The organism is Allorhizobium sp. Av2 (assembly GCF_021462805.2).
GTDB lineage: Bacteria > Pseudomonadota > Alphaproteobacteria > Rhizobiales > Rhizobiaceae > Allorhizobium > Allorhizobium vitis_G.
Genome location: NZ_CP192696.1, coordinates 1846186 through 1860153 on the forward strand (window position 1 = coordinate 1846186; position 13968 = coordinate 1860153).

19 protein-coding genes are annotated in these 13968 nt (G+C 60.7%); all 19 read right to left on the reverse strand.

What is annotated here, in order from left to right; translation table 11 throughout:
• Positions 1–11: 11 nt before the first annotated feature.
• Positions 12–419 carry a DUF3168 domain-containing protein gene (locus FS819_RS08880; protein WP_156551604.1) on the reverse strand — a complete coding sequence of 136 codons (408 nt, stop codon included), beginning with the start codon at positions 417–419 and terminating at the stop codon, positions 12–14.
• Entirely contained in the window at positions 416–877 is a 462-nt protein-coding gene (locus FS819_RS08885; RefSeq protein WP_234625157.1) for an HK97 gp10 family phage protein, read from the reverse strand. The genes FS819_RS08880 and FS819_RS08885 overlap by 4 nt, the downstream gene beginning before the upstream one ends.
• Positions 874–1236 carry a head-tail adaptor protein gene (locus tag FS819_RS08890; protein WP_156551606.1) on the reverse strand — a complete coding sequence of 121 codons (363 nt, stop codon included), beginning with the start codon at positions 1234–1236 and terminating at the stop codon, positions 874–876. Before FS819_RS08890 ends, FS819_RS08885 begins: the two co-directional genes overlap by 4 nt.
• Positions 1211–1408: a hypothetical protein gene (locus FS819_RS08895; RefSeq protein ID WP_156551607.1), complete on the reverse strand. Its 198-nt coding sequence runs from the start codon at positions 1406–1408 to the stop codon at positions 1211–1213. The genes FS819_RS08890 and FS819_RS08895 overlap by 26 nt, the downstream gene beginning before the upstream one ends.
• On the reverse strand, positions 1408–1956 hold the full coding sequence (locus FS819_RS08900; protein WP_156551608.1) for a head-tail connector protein: 549 nt from the start codon (positions 1954–1956) through the stop codon (positions 1408–1410). The genes FS819_RS08895 and FS819_RS08900 overlap by 1 nt, the downstream gene beginning before the upstream one ends.
• The gene (locus FS819_RS08905) at positions 1953–2204 is read right to left on the reverse strand and encodes a hypothetical protein (RefSeq protein ID WP_070165027.1); all 252 of its coding nucleotides are present in this window, start codon (positions 2202–2204) and stop codon (positions 1953–1955) included. The genes FS819_RS08900 and FS819_RS08905 overlap by 4 nt, the downstream gene beginning before the upstream one ends.
• A 61-nt stretch (positions 2205–2265) precedes the next feature.
• Positions 2266–3537: a phage major capsid protein gene (locus FS819_RS08910; protein WP_234625158.1), complete on the reverse strand. Its 1272-nt coding sequence runs from the start codon at positions 3535–3537 to the stop codon at positions 2266–2268.
• Positions 3538–3587: 50 nt separating this feature from the next.
• The gene (locus FS819_RS08915; RefSeq protein WP_156538146.1) at positions 3588–4196 is read right to left on the reverse strand and encodes an HK97 family phage prohead protease; all 609 of its coding nucleotides are present in this window, start codon (positions 4194–4196) and stop codon (positions 3588–3590) included.
• Positions 4171–5463: a phage portal protein gene (locus tag FS819_RS08920; protein ID WP_156551610.1), complete on the reverse strand. Its 1293-nt coding sequence runs from the start codon at positions 5461–5463 to the stop codon at positions 4171–4173. The genes FS819_RS08915 and FS819_RS08920 overlap by 26 nt, the downstream gene beginning before the upstream one ends.
• 12 nt (positions 5464–5475) lie before the next feature.
• Complete coding sequence (locus FS819_RS08925; RefSeq protein WP_156551611.1) at positions 5476–7290, reverse strand: terminase large subunit; 1815 nt, start codon at positions 7288–7290, stop codon at positions 5476–5478.
• Complete coding sequence (locus FS819_RS08930) at positions 7274–7741, reverse strand: P27 family phage terminase small subunit (RefSeq protein WP_498724355.1); 468 nt, start codon at positions 7739–7741, stop codon at positions 7274–7276. The genes FS819_RS08925 and FS819_RS08930 overlap by 17 nt, the downstream gene beginning before the upstream one ends.
• A gap of 132 nt (positions 7742–7873) precedes the next feature.
• Positions 7874–8203: an HNH endonuclease gene (locus FS819_RS08935; RefSeq protein ID WP_498724417.1), complete on the reverse strand. Its 330-nt coding sequence runs from the start codon at positions 8201–8203 to the stop codon at positions 7874–7876.
• A gap of 208 nt (positions 8204–8411) precedes the next feature.
• The gene (locus FS819_RS08940; protein WP_498724418.1) at positions 8412–9068 is read right to left on the reverse strand and encodes a transcription termination/antitermination NusG family protein; all 657 of its coding nucleotides are present in this window, start codon (positions 9066–9068) and stop codon (positions 8412–8414) included.
• Complete coding sequence (locus FS819_RS08945; RefSeq protein ID WP_156546128.1) at positions 9055–10338, reverse strand: helix-turn-helix domain-containing protein; 1284 nt, start codon at positions 10336–10338, stop codon at positions 9055–9057. The genes FS819_RS08940 and FS819_RS08945 overlap by 14 nt, the downstream gene beginning before the upstream one ends.
• Positions 10335–10628, reverse strand: coding sequence for a hypothetical protein (locus FS819_RS08950; RefSeq protein ID WP_087727843.1), 294 nt, complete (start codon positions 10626–10628; stop codon positions 10335–10337). The genes FS819_RS08945 and FS819_RS08950 overlap by 4 nt, the downstream gene beginning before the upstream one ends.
• Positions 10625–11182, reverse strand: coding sequence for a hypothetical protein (locus tag FS819_RS08955; protein WP_498724420.1), 558 nt, complete (start codon positions 11180–11182; stop codon positions 10625–10627). The genes FS819_RS08950 and FS819_RS08955 overlap by 4 nt, the downstream gene beginning before the upstream one ends.
• Positions 11170–12807, reverse strand: coding sequence for an MT-A70 family methyltransferase (locus FS819_RS08960; protein ID WP_156629713.1), 1638 nt, complete (start codon positions 12805–12807; stop codon positions 11170–11172). The genes FS819_RS08955 and FS819_RS08960 overlap by 13 nt, the downstream gene beginning before the upstream one ends.
• Positions 12807–13043, reverse strand: coding sequence for a hypothetical protein (locus tag FS819_RS08965; protein WP_156546138.1), 237 nt, complete (start codon positions 13041–13043; stop codon positions 12807–12809). The genes FS819_RS08960 and FS819_RS08965 overlap by 1 nt, the downstream gene beginning before the upstream one ends.
• Positions 13040–13537: a hypothetical protein gene (locus tag FS819_RS08970; protein ID WP_156546141.1), complete on the reverse strand. Its 498-nt coding sequence runs from the start codon at positions 13535–13537 to the stop codon at positions 13040–13042. The genes FS819_RS08965 and FS819_RS08970 overlap by 4 nt, the downstream gene beginning before the upstream one ends.
• Between the last annotated feature and the right edge of the window lie 431 nt (positions 13538–13968).

A 13968-nucleotide genomic window follows, 5' to 3' on the forward strand; every position in this document is an offset into this window, starting at 1 on the left:
TTAGAAAAGTTTCAGTGATTTTCGATGCCGGCCCGGAAGGTCAAAGCGATATGCGTGGTCAATCCATCCGGGTCGCGCAGATCGCGCCGGCCATCCAGTTCGAGATAGGCAAGCGCATTGTCATTGAGGGACAGCGTATCGCCGGACAGCGCCGCAACGACCGCCTTGGCAATCCGCCGCCCCTCGGCATAGCCGGGATCGTCCGACCAGACACTCAACTGGATGAACAGGTCGGACAGGTCCAGCCCATCAGCATCTTCGGGCAGTTCCTGGGTGGGACCGAAGGAGACATAAGGCAGGCTCACACCCTGCGGCACCCGGTCATAGACGCGGCCGGCAATCAAGGCAGTCACATCAGCATCGGCTTTCAGGCAGGTAACAATCGCCACCTGCAATTCATGGGCCGCATCTTCGCTCATGACGCCGCCACCTTTCGCGCTGCGGTTCGGACGGCTTTGCGCACCGCCCGCTTGGCTGACTTTTTGCTGGCCCGCCAGGACACATAGAAGAACGGCCGCGCCCTGGTGCCGGAGTTTTCTGATCCGGCATACATGCCGCCGTTCTTGTGGGGTGCCGTGCCATATTCCACCCAGCGGGCATAATAGGCCTCGGTGCTGCCGGCATAGATGGTGATCGAGAGATCATTGCCCATCTGCGATTTGACCGCTGCCACAATGCCCGACCCTTTCGGCACCTTGCCCCAGGTCCAGCCGATGCTATCGCGCAAGACACCGTCATCGATTGCAACAAGATTTTTCATCATGGCGACGACGCTGTCGGCCGCCGCTTCCATACCGGCTTTGATTTCGGCTTTGGCCATGTCGGGCAGACGCTTTAGTTTTCTGTCCAGTTTTGCCAAATTGAGGATTTTGCTCACCCGGCCACCCCACCACTCTGGCAGAGGAAATCGATCCAGCGCCGGTCCTTGTCGGTCCATTCGCCCGGAGTGATGTCCCGGACATTGAAGGTGAGCTGCGTATCCAGATCCCGGATGCGCCAGTCGGTCTCGACCTCCCTCGCCTCGCTGCAATCGCGCACAAAAATCACCTGCGAATGCTCGCCTTGCAGCCGATCCGCCATCACGGTCTCGCCACCACGAAGATGGACAAAACCCGCACGGCAACGATAGCGCTCAGCCCATGATGCGACGGTGACACCATCGCCCCGGTCGATCTCTTCACGCTGCTCGAAGATGACAAAGTGTTTCAGGTCACCCGTCGTTCTCTTGCTCGCCATCCGCCCCTCCTGCAATTGTTCGCGGTGGCTTGGGCAGTTCCACCGCCTTTCCAGCCGCCACGGCCCGTTCTCCGCAGCGTTTCAGCACAGTCACTTCCATGCCGGCGCGGTAAGCAATCGTGGTGGCGCGGGTGGGTTTGAAGTCAAAGTCTTCCAGGAACTGGACCCGCATCACGCACCCCGCCGCCAATTGACCAGCAGCCGGTCGAAGTCGGTCACCACATCCGCCGCGCTGCTTTCCGGCTTGCCGTAAATCTCAGCCACGCGCATGATGATGCCGAGGCGAAGATCAAAGGGCAGCTCGACAAACCCGACCTCATAGGTGACGGTCACAGGCGCTCCGCGATGTGCCTGCGGCCAGGATAGGATAGGAACCAGGCCGAGCGTCAGCCCATCGGATTTGAGCCGATACAGCGAGGGATCGAGGACAACTTCCCCACCATCCGGCGATGTGTAGGTGATGATGAGCTTACTTCCCGGCTTCACCGGTCCATCCGGCAGGCGCTCCAGATCGGCCCAGCTGTCGCATTGTGCCACCAGGGTTTTCGGGGAGACCGACAGATTGCAGGTCTGCTCGACAACCGCGACGACTTCTTCGATCATCATTTGTAGGATCGCGTCATCATGGGCGGTATCGATGCCGCAGCGCTCTTTGATGGTCGCGACCGTGACCGGCAGATCGTCCGCTTTCGCCGTGACTGTCGCGGCATACCAGCTCATGCGCCATCGCCTTGCGCCGGCTTGGTCGCCGCTGCAAGAGCAGCCACCGTCGCGGCATGACGGTTGCGCAGCATCATCAGTTCGGCGCGCAATTTGCCAAGCTCATCGCCCTCGGGGTCAACGACAAACTCAGCAAGGCCGGCTTCGACCAGCCGGCGCGCTTCCGGGATCTCGTAACGGTCGGTCACTTCACCCCTGTTAAGAACAAAGTCGGCCCCGACAGCACCGGTCAGCATTTTGATTTTCATGGCTGTTCTCCAATCAGGAAACCGGCCGGCGCTCTTTGCGCCGACCGTGACCAGGCGCCGATCAGGCGGCGGTCTTCATGGCCTTGATGGCGTTTGCGTCACCCAGCTCACCGTCGAAGCGGATTAGGCCGGCAATGCCGACCTTCGGCCAGAAGCGTTCGCGCAGCACACCGATCACGGGCGAGCCGACCTTACGGACATAATATTTGGAGAAGTCACCAAACAGCGCGATCCGCTTGTCGGCCGCCACTTCATCCATATGCTGGTTGATGGAATAGGGTCGGCCGTTGAAGCTGGCCGGAGCGCCCTTCTGCACGTCGCCCTGCTGCCAGAGATAATTGCCGTTGCCGTCCTTCAGCCGGCGGGTGGCCAGCAGGAACTTGTCATGGAACATGTACCGGCATTTGGGCGAGCCACGATACGCCGGGTCAATGGAATGCTCCAGTTCAAGGATATCGTCGAAGGTGAAGGCATCCTTGGCAGTTGTGGTAACGCCAAGGCCCGCCGCGTTGACCACGCCGTTCGGCTGGTTCTGGCCGGTTCCAGTGGTGAGCTTGCGATTGCCGATCCGGCCAAGCCGCTCACCGATCATCCCGCCGAGCAAGGATTCCATGTTGAACAGCGAATCCGCATCCAGCTCGAAGGACCATTTGATGAACGGCGTGGCATAGACATAGGCGTTCAGCACCTTCTGTCCGAACTCGACATCGCCGCTGCCGTCTTCCAGAAGATCCGCCGCCTCGGCCAGAGGATCGGCCTCATTGTCGGTATCGTCAACGGTCGGCACCAGCATTTCGTTGCCCTTCGACGTGGTGATCACCGTGCAGATGTTTTCGTCATAGAGCGGGCCCCAGGCTTTCATCGCCTGGATGATCGTGGCTTCCAGCTCGACCGGTACGGTATAGCCACCCGCAACTGCACTGGTTGTCACCTGATCGCGGGTCTCAAACGAGGCAACGCCGCGCTGAAGAACTGCGCGCTCTTCCTTGGTCAGATCGGACGGATTGACACCGCAGACCACCTTGGCAAACACGCTGCGATATTCGACCTTGCCACCCTGGGGCAGATCGTCGCCGCGCATTTCCGGGGTATCGCGCAGCGGACGCTGTTTTGCGCGGCGCTCTTCATCGCGCTTTTCCAGCTCGATCAGCTTTTCCTCGCGGTCGAGAAGCCCTTGCAGCCGATCATATTCGGCCATCGCCGTATCATGGGCGCTTTCCAGTTCCTTGGACCGAACCTCATCGGTGTCAGGCGTAATCGCCTCCAGACGTTCGCGGGCCTCAGTGACAAGGCGCGCCTGCTTTTCGCGCAATTCTTTCAGTCTTTGCGACATAGTCATACTCCTGAGTGTGGGGGGAGAGTGGGATGGTGGGGACGCGGGTCTTACGAGCGCCGCGTCAGGTCGAGGCCGATTTTCAGGCGCAGGCGCGTGGCCAGCCCATGAGACCGGGTGTGATGAGAACGGGTGTCGCCACGGGCGTGTTCAAGCGACCGCAGCGCAATCGAGGTGCCGGCATAGGCCGGGATAGAGACGATGGAGACTTCGAACAGATTGAGATCGGTCAGCGTCCGGCGCGGCATGGATCTGGAAAAATCCCATTCCTCGCCAACCGCCTCAAAGCCGAACGACATGCCTGACACGTCGCCCCGGGCAATCAGCGTGCGGACATCGCGTCCGACCGTGGTGTCGGGAAGATCGATCTCGACAGCCAGGCCCTTGGCATCCTCCGACAGCCGCAGCGTTCCCGCACGGTTGCGACCCAGCACATGGGCCGTGTCATGGTCATAGAAGGCGCGGATGTCGTCAGATCGCAGCGACCGGGCAAAGGCGCCCGGTGCGATGCTTTCCTCGAACACCCCGGCGATGGTGGTGACGTCACCAAAATTGGCGGCATAACCGGCCACCGTCATTCGCTCACCATCGCCCCGCGCTTCCACCGGCAGCACCAACGAGCGGCGCTCACGCTCACCCGGCTTCGGTTTCGGTGTCATCGGTCACCTGCCTTTCTGTGTCTGCTGCGGGATGATTGAGCGGCGGGTCGCCATTCTCGCCCATCGCGTTTGTGCCGTTGGCACTGGTGCCGATGGCAACGGTTGCGCCCTGGATGTAGAGTTGGTCGGCAGCCGGGTTCGGATCGCGCGGACGGCCTTCAATCTCCCGGCCCTCGTTCGGGGTCAGCAGCGCCGAGTTGACGCCGGTTGCCAAGGCTTCCAGGCGGCTCTTGAAGTCACCGCGCATCAGGCCGTCGAGGTTGTGACGGACATAACGGCGGGTGTTCATTCGGCCAAAAATCTTCAGGTTCATTTCCCCTTCGAGCGCCGTCGCCCATTGGCTAACCAGATGCTTGACCAGATAGAGGTCGTTCTGCTCGACATTGGAGAAGGTTGCCCGGCTCAAGTCCTGAAGGAAGTTCGGCGGGATCTGATAGGCGCGGGCAATCTCCTGCACCTGGTAGAGCCGGGCCTCGGTCATCTGCCCCTTGGCCGGGTCGTAACCCACTTGGGTCAGCTTATAGCCGACCGGCAACTGGATCAGCGGAAGCTGATCGTCCCGCGCCGCTTTCACCGCCCGCTTGATGTCTTCTCGCGCCCGCTGCATGGCCTTGTCATTGGCGGGCATCGGCCCTTCCAGCGCCAAGGGCGGAACGCCGCCGCCGGCAAAGAAGTTCGAGGCATAGTCGTTCATGGCCAAGGCCAGTTGGATGGCCTTTTCCGCCATGGCAATCGGGCCGCGATGCTGGACCAGATTACGCTTCAGCATATAGGGGATGTCGATCACGTCGGTGGCTGGGTATTCCCTGCCCTCGAAACTGTAGAATAGCCGCCCGCCGCGCCGCCTGATCGAACAACTGCCCGGATCAATCGGCCAGAGAGCCTCGACACCCGCGCCCTTGCGTTCGATCCAAGCCAGCCCCCGCCCGCCGGTAAACACCTGTTCCCAGAAGAAGCGCCGGAACTTCGAGGTGTCCATTTCGTCGTTCGGGTTTTCCTCCAGAACGACAGCGAGCTTGCCGCCGAGCCGCACCGGTCCCCGCTCGCCCGTCCGGTAGACATAGAGCGGAAGCGTTGCGAGGGTCCGTGACAGAAACGACACCGCCGCCTGCACAGCCGGGACTTTCAGCGCCGTCTCAATATTGACCGTGGGCAGCGCGCCGCCGCCAAGCCCGAAGAATTCCATAAAATTGGTGGCGCTGACCGGCACGGTTTCGCTTTCGAGCGACGTCGAACGCCGCTCGGCCTTGCCCTTCTTGGATGCCATCAGGCCACCCCTTTATTGATTTATAGAATAATCCGGGTCATCCCATGGGGATGCCTGGGAGGCACGGACACGGCACATCGCCATGCCCATCGACATGGCCAAAGACACCATGCCGTCGATGCGGCCAAAGGCGTGTTCCTTGTCGAACATCCGATGGCCGGTGCGGTTTTCTGCAAAGACGGTGCTGGCCGCACAACTGTCCAGCATCGGGTTCGGGTCGATCTCGATGCGCGCCTCATAGAGCGCGTTCTCAAGCTTGTTGATGCTGTGCGGCATCCAGAGATAGATATCCTGCTCACCATCCGGTGCGTCAGGATCGCGCTCCAGCACCCGGCGCTGGAAGCCCTGTGGGTGGATGGTCAGCGGTAGGGAAACACCCTGATCCTCCAAATGCTCGGACAATTGCTCCAGACCGTACTGGTCGGCGCCGATCTCTGTCGGTTCGAACTTTGCGCAGATCTCGGCCAAGGCTTCTGCCAGCCAGGGATATTTGAGCCGCTGGCCGGGCACCGCCTCGATAAAACCCTGGTCACGCCAGAGGTCATAGGGGGCCTGGTCGGTATTGGCCCGATCCTCCAGCGTATCGGCAGGTGTCCAGAACCAGGTCTTTGACGCAAACCGCTCGGCATCCTTGGTACTGTCAAGCACCCAGATCAGGGTCAGCGCGGTAAAGTCACGGGTGCGTGACAGATCGAGACCGCCATAGCAGGGAAAACCTTGCTCTATCAGCCAGTCGAGATCGAGATCCTTCTGGCAGGCCATCCAGGCCTCGCGCTTGATTGCCGCATTGACCGATTGTGTCCATTCGCAAAAGTGCAGGCGGGCAATGCCGTTTCGTTTGCCGGGCATCATCCGCGCCTGGTCAACGACCCCATGCAGATAGTCCGTGGTGATCGTCACATCGAGCAGCGGGTTTGCCTTCACCCAGCAGGACGGATCATTCTCCCAATCATCGCCCTCATCGAGCGAGCAGACAAAAGCAAATGTCGTGTCGTCCTGGACAATGCCCGCCGCGACGTTGACCGCGTGCTGATGCTCTTCCCAGCAGATCGATTTGCGATCCGACCCGGAATTGGTTGCCATCACCAACAACGGCTGTTTGCGGAATTTAAAACCGCGCTCCAGCATTTCGATGACATCGCGGTTGGGATGTTCATGCACCTCATCACACAGAGCACAAGACGGACGCGGACCCGATTGCGCCTTGTCGGCTGAGATCGGTTTGAAGAACCGCTTGTCGCCGCCCTTGCTAATATAAGTGAGCTGCCAAACCGGGTTTTCGCCTGATGTTGTAATCCGGCTGCTCAGTTCCGGTGACTGATCGCGCATAGCAACCGCATCCCGAAACAGCACCTGCGCCTGGTCTTTCTTGGCCGCCGCCGCATAGATCTCGGCACGGGGTTCGCCATCGGCCACCATCATGCAGATGCCGATCCCGGCCAGAAGCGGCGATTTGCCGTTGCCCTTGCCCTCTTCGTCATAGAAGCGCCGGAACCGCCGCAAGCCGGTATCGGCCCATTTCCAGCCGAACAGCGAGCCGACCCGGAAGGCCTGGCTCGGATGCAGCCGAAACCGCCGCCCCTCGAATTGCCCGCCATTCAGCCGCAGCTTGGACCCGAACCACTTGATCCGCGTGTTCGAAGTCTCCAGATCCCAGACCAGGCCACGGGCCGGGCCGTCGATGAGATCGCGCAGGTGACGGCGGCAGGCATTGCGAACATGGGGACCGGCAACGATATCGCCGCGCGCCACATCCGCCGCCCAGGCGGTCACCGGATCGTCGTCATAGCTGACATCCGGGATCTCGACATCAATCGAATCCATCATCGGTCGGGAACTCAAATCCTAACTGGCCGGTTGCCTGCAAGCCGCGTTCGGCAGACGGCGTCATGCCAAAATCACTCGCCAGCGCCCGGATCTGCCGCCATGTCTCATTCAACTGGCTGACTTCCGGGCGGCTCTTCAACTGGGTGCCGTTGCGGGTTTGGCTCTCATAGGTTTCCCCGCCTTCGCGAACATCGAGCCGCAACCGCTCATGGCGGGCTATCGTCCAGCAGAGCTGTTCGAACATGTAGACGTTGATTTCATTCAGCCGGTTCTTGCGCGGATCACACAGCGGTGGCGCGATCCGATCCCAGATGGCGCGCACATCGAACGGCAGATCATCAGGCCGAAGCTCCCGCGCCTTGGCCGCCGCCCGCGCCTCGAAGTTCGCGCCCGGGCCGTCCTCGGTTTTGAGGGGCACGACGTTTTCGGAGGTGGGCTTGCGTCCCTTCATTGGGCAACCTCATCAAGAGTGGCTTTTTGTCTCCAATTCCCACTCGCTACACAGAAATGACCAACGCCGGTGCGGGAGGCGGATCGGGTTCAAGGCTGACCCACCCCCTGCCCTCGACCATCGTCCGAGGGGTCACGTCCGGTTCGCCGGGTGTCTGGGATCGGTGGGCCAGCCATTCGCGCCCATGGCTGTCGAGAAGCCGCGATGTTCTTCCCGCTGTTTGGTCGCGTCGTGATGCTTCTTGCACAAGGTCTGGAAAGGTCCGTTCCAGAACTTCTCCGCATTGCCGCTATGACGTTCAATGTGATCGCAGATGAAGCCCTTCTTGAGCCTCCCTTGCTGCCGGCACATGCGGCAATAGGGTTCCCGCTTCAGCTGGATTGCCCGGATGGCTCGCCACCTCGTGGTGTAATACCAAGAGCGCCAGCCCTTGGCCTCATCTGATCGCTGATCTGTCGCCATATCCTAGAACGCAAAAAGGCGACCCATCGGCCGCCTTGTCATCGTTCATCTGGTCATAGCTTACGCACTGGCCCTGAATCACATCGCCTATTGGCTTGGATCAGAGCGAGGCCGGGGGGTGAACATCAATCCCTTAGGAGCATCAGCGCGCCCCGGTCATCTCGGCGGGAAAGGCGCTATTCGCCTCTCCACGTTTCAAGCGATAATCTCAGTCAGAAATGAAGTCAATCCCCATTGTGATTTCGCTCATACCGCCGAACAACGGCACGTCAACGACCATCTGGCCACGCTTCGACAGCACCTTGCGCACCGTCACCACGAAGTCGGCAAACGGGCCAGAGCGGATCGTCACCTGCTTGCCCAGCACATCCGGCATCGGTGGAACATCCCGCCCATCCATATGTTTTCTTTCCGCTTTCTTGGCAGACAGCATCAGTTGGCGCATCAATGGTTCGGGCATCAGATGCGGCTTGCCATCCGTGCCCATCAGCCCACGAAGCTTCGATGCAAGCATGAGACCGACGAAGGCTTCATTGTTGGGAATGACCTGCACGAACAGGTAGCCTCGAAACAGCGCCCGCTGGATATCCACAGCTTGCTTGCCGCGTCTGGGAGGTAATCTCAACCGCTCGAAGGGGCACCAGCACTCGATTTCCTGCTGTTCGAGCGAATCCCGGATCGCCTCTTCCATGCCGCTCTTGCAGCTCGCCACCACCCACCGGGCCAAGTGGTCGAACTCAGGCCGGTCGCGCCGGGCCATGGCAACCTGTCGCTGGCGCTTGGCCTCGATAGCGTTGATGTAAGCCAAGCGTGAAAGCCCCTCGCCCGAGACGCCATCCAGAAGTTTCCCGTTATTCTGCATCATGGGTGCGTCCCTCGCTCAAGCTGGTTTGGAAATGGTCGAGTGCCGCCTCGACCGCCGCGTCGAGATCGGGCTGATCGGGGTCAATGGGCGGGAAATAGTTCCAGTCACGTAGGCCCTCGACGAACATCCAGCCACGGCGTTCATGCAGGCGCTTCCAGGCCGCAAACAGCGTACTGCTGCTTTCGACTTTTTCGAAGTCAGAGACCAGCGGCAGCAGGTCCACCGAGGTGACGAACGGCTCATTGCGCCGAGCAAGGTCGCGCATCCGGCTCACCAGCGGCCAGCCGTGTTCACGACGCTTTTCCCACACCAGGGCTTCTCGGCTGATCGTGCCAGAGGCCAGCCGCCGATTATCAAACGCCGTGAACACGAACTGGCCCGTCGGCTCGCAAAGCAACGTTTCCAAGCGTCTGCCCATCCAGAGCTTGCCGCAAACCTTGGCCGTAGCGTGGGTTTGGACCGCCTGGGCAACCTCAGGCATTTTTTCCCAAGCCCGGTCTCGCAGGAACACAGCGGCGAAGGTGAACGTGCCTTTGCCGATCCACTGGATGTAAGCTGGTGTTTTTTCGATGCAGGCCGCTCGCTGATCTGCCGTCAGGGCAAACCACGCCTTCCTCGCTGCCGTGTCGCTGCTCTTGTCGTAATTCGGCCACGTCGGATACCAGCGCTTGAAGGCGAGATCGATCTTTCGCAATTCCTCTCTCGAAAATTCCCCCCGCCCCGCGCCTGCGGTGGGAGAGTTGTTTGGAGAGTTAGCTGGAAGAATCTTATCTTGGTGGAGCTGCTCCACCACCTTTGTGGAACCATTTCCACCACCTTCGGGCGCCATTTCCACCACCTTTTCTGCGTAAGGCGGTGGAGCTGCTCCACCACCTTCCGGCAAAATCTCGCCCTCAAAAGGTGGTGTATCTCCTCCACCAGCTTGCGCATTTGCGACAGAACCCACAGCAGAATGGCCAGCAAGATCGCGGCCCGGCCAGCGGGCGATATACTCGTTTCGCTTCCATTTTTGACCGCGAAAGCCGTGCTGGGTGACTTCGATCCAGCCTGCTTGTTCGGCAATGTCGAGGTGCTTCAGGATTGTTTTCTTATCAAGGCCGGACAGCTCGACCAGTTCGGATACCGGCGGATAGCAAGAACCACCCGTTGCATCCATCTTCAGGCCGAGCGTATGCAGCACCAGGCGCGTGATCGGCGGCAGGCCGGATTTGGCAACGGCATGACGCCAGGACCATGCCCGCGAGGTTGCACCGTGATCAGGCTCCATCATGCCGCACCGCCTTTGCGCGCCACGTCCAGCATCGCCGCTCTGGCCGCACCAATGGTCAACAACACGCTATCGCGCCAGCAGCCCTGCCCGCTCCGCGTGGAATTGATCGCCGCAAACTCGGCATCGAGATAATCGACACCGGCCAGAAATCCGGCCGTCCGCAACACCATGCGGATCGAGGCATGGTCGCGGTAAATGACACCCTGCGGCACCCGCAGTAGCCAATTGGCCCGCTCCGCGTCCGTCTGGCAATCGCAAAGCTGCTCTACGATTGGAAGTAGCCCGGTCATGCGTCACCCCCGCCGCGCAGCCACGCCTCGTACTCGCCAAACAGCGAGAGCCAGGCCGCTCTGACGCGGTCATCTTCATTGATCTGTTTTTTGCTGGTGATGCCGAGGCGATCCTTCAGAGCCGCGTCGGCACTGTCTTTGTCGTCAACCACGCTGCCGCCGTTGGCCTCGCTCAGAAACCGGTGGAAGGCCGCGTGGGACAACAGAATAGAAGCTTGCGCCGAGTGGTTCGGCTTGTGCTGTTGGGCCGCTGGTTGGCTATTGCGCGTCGCCAGCTCACCCCGCAGATCGCGCACGGCAATCGCTGCCCGATCCACAAGACGGAGGAACAGGCGCAAATGATCGAGCGCCCCGCAGATCAGGTCACGTTCGTCATGCAGGGCCGCCGGATGAATGGTGGCAATATGCACTTGCTCGCCCATCAGCCGATGCACCACCAGGCGCAACCCGCCCCGATCCGCTTCCAGCGTCCAGACATCATCATTCAGACGCTCTGCCGACCCCTTGAGCCGGTTCACCGTCGAGGCTTCACGCTGGCGGTTCACATCCTGCATGATGCCGCCTCCGTGGCCTGCGAGACCGGCGCGGCCTGCGAGACCTGCGTGGCCTCCGAGGCCTCCGTGGCCTCAAAGCCCCAGAAGTCCCATTTGCCGCCAAGCCGCACGTCACCCTCGGCAAGGCCCTCCTTGCGCTGGAACAGCTCTAGTTTCGGCAGTTGCGGCCACAGCCGATCGATCTGTTCGGCAAACCACACAGGCTTGCGGCTATGCTCGGTCTTTGCCTCGGCATAGAGGCTGTCCGGCTGTGTTCCGGGCAATGGTGCCAGCGAGACCTTGCCGCGCTTGCCGATCAACAGCAGTTCATGGCGATCTCGCACCCATCGGCCCATGCCGATATGCACCTTGTCCCAGGCCATGCAGGTGACATAGTCAAAGCCCCAGGCCCGCAGCACGTCGATGCCATCGGGCAACCGGTTGGCGGTGACCCACAGGAACAACAGCGCATCCATGGTGAAGGGCGATCTCTCGCCTGCGCAGAGCGCCTTGATCTCCTCCACCGGCATGGCGGGATATTTGAGGCCTTTGTCCTGCCCGGTCTCATCGCTCCAGGCCTCTTGCTGCCACGGTGGGTCGGCATAGCCGATGGCATAGGCACCACGCGGCACGTCACCACCTTTGCGCCGCCCATGCTCGGCAATGGCGCTCACCAGATGCAGCCGCATGTCCCGGCTATGCTTTTGGTTGGTGGTGCGGATCGCCTTGGATTCGGCCGTCACGGCCTTGTCTGCTGCGATCAGATCCCGCGCAAAGCGCTCCTGCGCCTCTGCCGTTTCCAGCCGCTTCAACTGATCGAGCGTCACGCCTTTGTCGTGTCGGGTTCCCCGCAACATCTGCAATGCGGTTCGGGAAATCTTCTCACCGCGCTCGACATCGCGCTGAATGGTGCGCTCTTTCTGCCCAGTCGCTTGCGCCGTGGCAGCGGTGAAGCGCTTGGCCTCAGTAGCGTCGCCAATTTGGCGAACCTTCGGACGGCCATTTCCAACAGCGCCGTTTGCCGTCTCAGGAAACTTGACCAGATAGATTTCCTTGCGACGATGCAGAAACAGCGCCCGGTCGGATGGTGTCAGATCGGCGCGGATCAGGTTCTCGTCGATCTCGCAGAGCTGACGGTCGAGATCATCGCCGCGCTTGTGAAAGCAGAGAATGAATTCCAGCCCCAGCCGCTTGCAGGCCTCCAGGCGGTGGCCGCCCGCACCGAGATCCACCTGCGCGCCGTCAACATCGCCATAGACGGTGATCGGGGTTTCCAGCCCGTAGTCGCGGATGTTGTCCATCAGCGCCAGAACGGTCGTCTCATTCAGATTGCGCAGCCGGTGTTCGGCGCGGATGCTATCAATCCGCCGTTCCGTTGCGACTTTGGTTTTGGGCTGGGACGACGGTGTAACGTCACCGAGGCCGAGCGCCACCAGCATGTCGCGGGCCCGATCCGTTGGATACCAGCGGTTTCCGTCCTTCTGATCGCGGATCAGATAGCCGCAGCCTTCGGCTGCCACCTTGTTGGCGGCAATGACTTGCGCCGAATCCTTGGTGACCACCTCGCCATCACGGATCGCTGCGAGAATAAGGGAAAGCCCGGCAGAACCGGGCTTGGGAAACTTGACTGACGCATAACCGGCCATCAGTTCGCCCTCATCAGACGATCAAGATAGGCTTGGCCCAGACCGGTCAGCAGCACCGTCTTGTGATCCTCGCGGATCAACACATAGCCGCAGGCACGGCAGTCGTTTGCCAACAACCGGTCAGGGCCATCAGGCACGATCAATTGACTACCATGGATTTTGAGCTTGCGCAGGAAGGCCCGTGCCCGCGCACTCAAGGGCCGCTCGAACAGCGGGGTCAAGGTTGCGTCGATCATGGCTGATCTCCCACGATCCGCAGGCCAAGCTTATCGCCGCCCCTCGCCTTCACACCGGCCAGCGCTTTGCGAAGTGCTGCAAGACCGACTTCCAATTCCGCCGCATCCCGGTCCATCTTGGTGGCTTCCGCAGGTGTCACCACCATGTCGGAAATCGCCACTGCACCCCCGGAAATCAGATCGCCAGCCCGGCGCACCATCTCCGAATAGGCAACGACGACACCCTGGTCCACGGCCTTGTCGCTTGCCGGGTCGGTCAACCGCCGACCGCTCAATTCCGCCATGGCCGAGGTCACGACCGGCACCCCGCATTCGCTCTCCAGGGCATAGACAACCGAAATCGGCATCAGATCTGTGTCACGCGGATTGTTCATCCGGCCGATATGGCTGGCAGACACCGACGAGATCTCCGATGCCCGCTCGATACCGCCAACCAGCCGGATCAGGTCGCGTTGCGCCGCTTTGATGCGATGAAACCAAGCGCTTGTGTGCATAAGACAAAACCTTTCCCGCGCCGGGAAATCTCCGGCGTTTTTCCCGTGGTGGGAATTGATCAAAAATGTGAGGAATGGGCCGTCAGATACTCAGGGAGGACCGCATGCAAAACGATGACGACCAGTGCGGAGCCCTGCGTAGTTCAAAAACCATGGACCGATGTCCCCCGGCGCATAATGTAAGAACCGTAATTTGCGGGTGGACCTGCCAATCATTCCGCAGCTCCAGAAATCGGAAAGAATTCAACTGGCGAAAGATCAAGTCCATGGGTCTTCGCATATTCCAGCAGAGCCAAGGCGTCGGCATGAGGAATTACGCCCCCGTGCCACCGCGATCCCGTGGATACATCCATCGGTAAACACGCGACACGTGGCGCCCCGTTATTTCGGCGGCCAAGGAGACCCCAAATTTGGAAACAATGGACTTTGCC

Coding starts and splice junctions, on each gene's coding strand:
- FS819_RS08880 (WP_156551604.1), bottom strand. CDS start 419: ATGAGCGAAGATGCGGCCCATGAATTGCAGGTGGCGATTGTTACCTGC.
- FS819_RS08890 (WP_156551606.1), bottom strand. CDS start 1,236: ATGGCGAGCAAGAGAACGACGGGTGACCTGAAACACTTTGTCATCTTC.
- FS819_RS08895 (WP_156551607.1), bottom strand. CDS start 1,408: ATGCGGGTCCAGTTCCTGGAAGACTTTGACTTCAAACCCACCCGCGCC.
- FS819_RS08900 (WP_156551608.1), bottom strand. CDS start 1,956: ATGAGCTGGTATGCCGCGACAGTCACGGCGAAAGCGGACGATCTGCCG.
- FS819_RS08905 (WP_070165027.1), bottom strand. CDS start 2,204: ATGAAAATCAAAATGCTGACCGGTGCTGTCGGGGCCGACTTTGTTCTT.
- FS819_RS08910 (WP_234625158.1), bottom strand. CDS start 3,537: ATGTCGCAAAGACTGAAAGAATTGCGCGAAAAGCAGGCGCGCCTTGTC.
- FS819_RS08915 (WP_156538146.1), bottom strand. CDS start 4,196: ATGACACCGAAACCGAAGCCGGGTGAGCGTGAGCGCCGCTCGTTGGTG.
- FS819_RS08920 (WP_156551610.1), bottom strand. CDS start 5,463: ATGGCATCCAAGAAGGGCAAGGCCGAGCGGCGTTCGACGTCGCTCGAA.
- FS819_RS08925 (WP_156551611.1), bottom strand. CDS start 7,290: ATGATGGATTCGATTGATGTCGAGATCCCGGATGTCAGCTATGACGAC.
- FS819_RS08930 (WP_498724355.1), bottom strand. CDS start 7,741: ATGAAGGGACGCAAGCCCACCTCCGAAAACGTCGTGCCCCTCAAAACC.
- FS819_RS08935 (WP_498724417.1), bottom strand. CDS start 8,203: ATGGCGACAGATCAGCGATCAGATGAGGCCAAGGGCTGGCGCTCTTGG.
- FS819_RS08940 (WP_498724418.1), bottom strand. CDS start 9,068: ATGATGCAGAATAACGGGAAACTTCTGGATGGCGTCTCGGGCGAGGGG.
- FS819_RS08945 (WP_156546128.1), bottom strand. CDS start 10,338: ATGATGGAGCCTGATCACGGTGCAACCTCGCGGGCATGGTCCTGGCGT.
- FS819_RS08950 (WP_087727843.1), bottom strand. CDS start 10,628: ATGACCGGGCTACTTCCAATCGTAGAGCAGCTTTGCGATTGCCAGACG.
- FS819_RS08955 (WP_498724420.1), bottom strand. CDS start 11,182: ATGCAGGATGTGAACCGCCAGCGTGAAGCCTCGACGGTGAACCGGCTC.
- FS819_RS08960 (WP_156629713.1), bottom strand. CDS start 12,807: ATGGCCGGTTATGCGTCAGTCAAGTTTCCCAAGCCCGGTTCTGCCGGG.
- FS819_RS08965 (WP_156546138.1), bottom strand. CDS start 13,043: ATGATCGACGCAACCTTGACCCCGCTGTTCGAGCGGCCCTTGAGTGCG.
- FS819_RS08970 (WP_156546141.1), bottom strand. CDS start 13,537: ATGCACACAAGCGCTTGGTTTCATCGCATCAAAGCGGCGCAACGCGAC.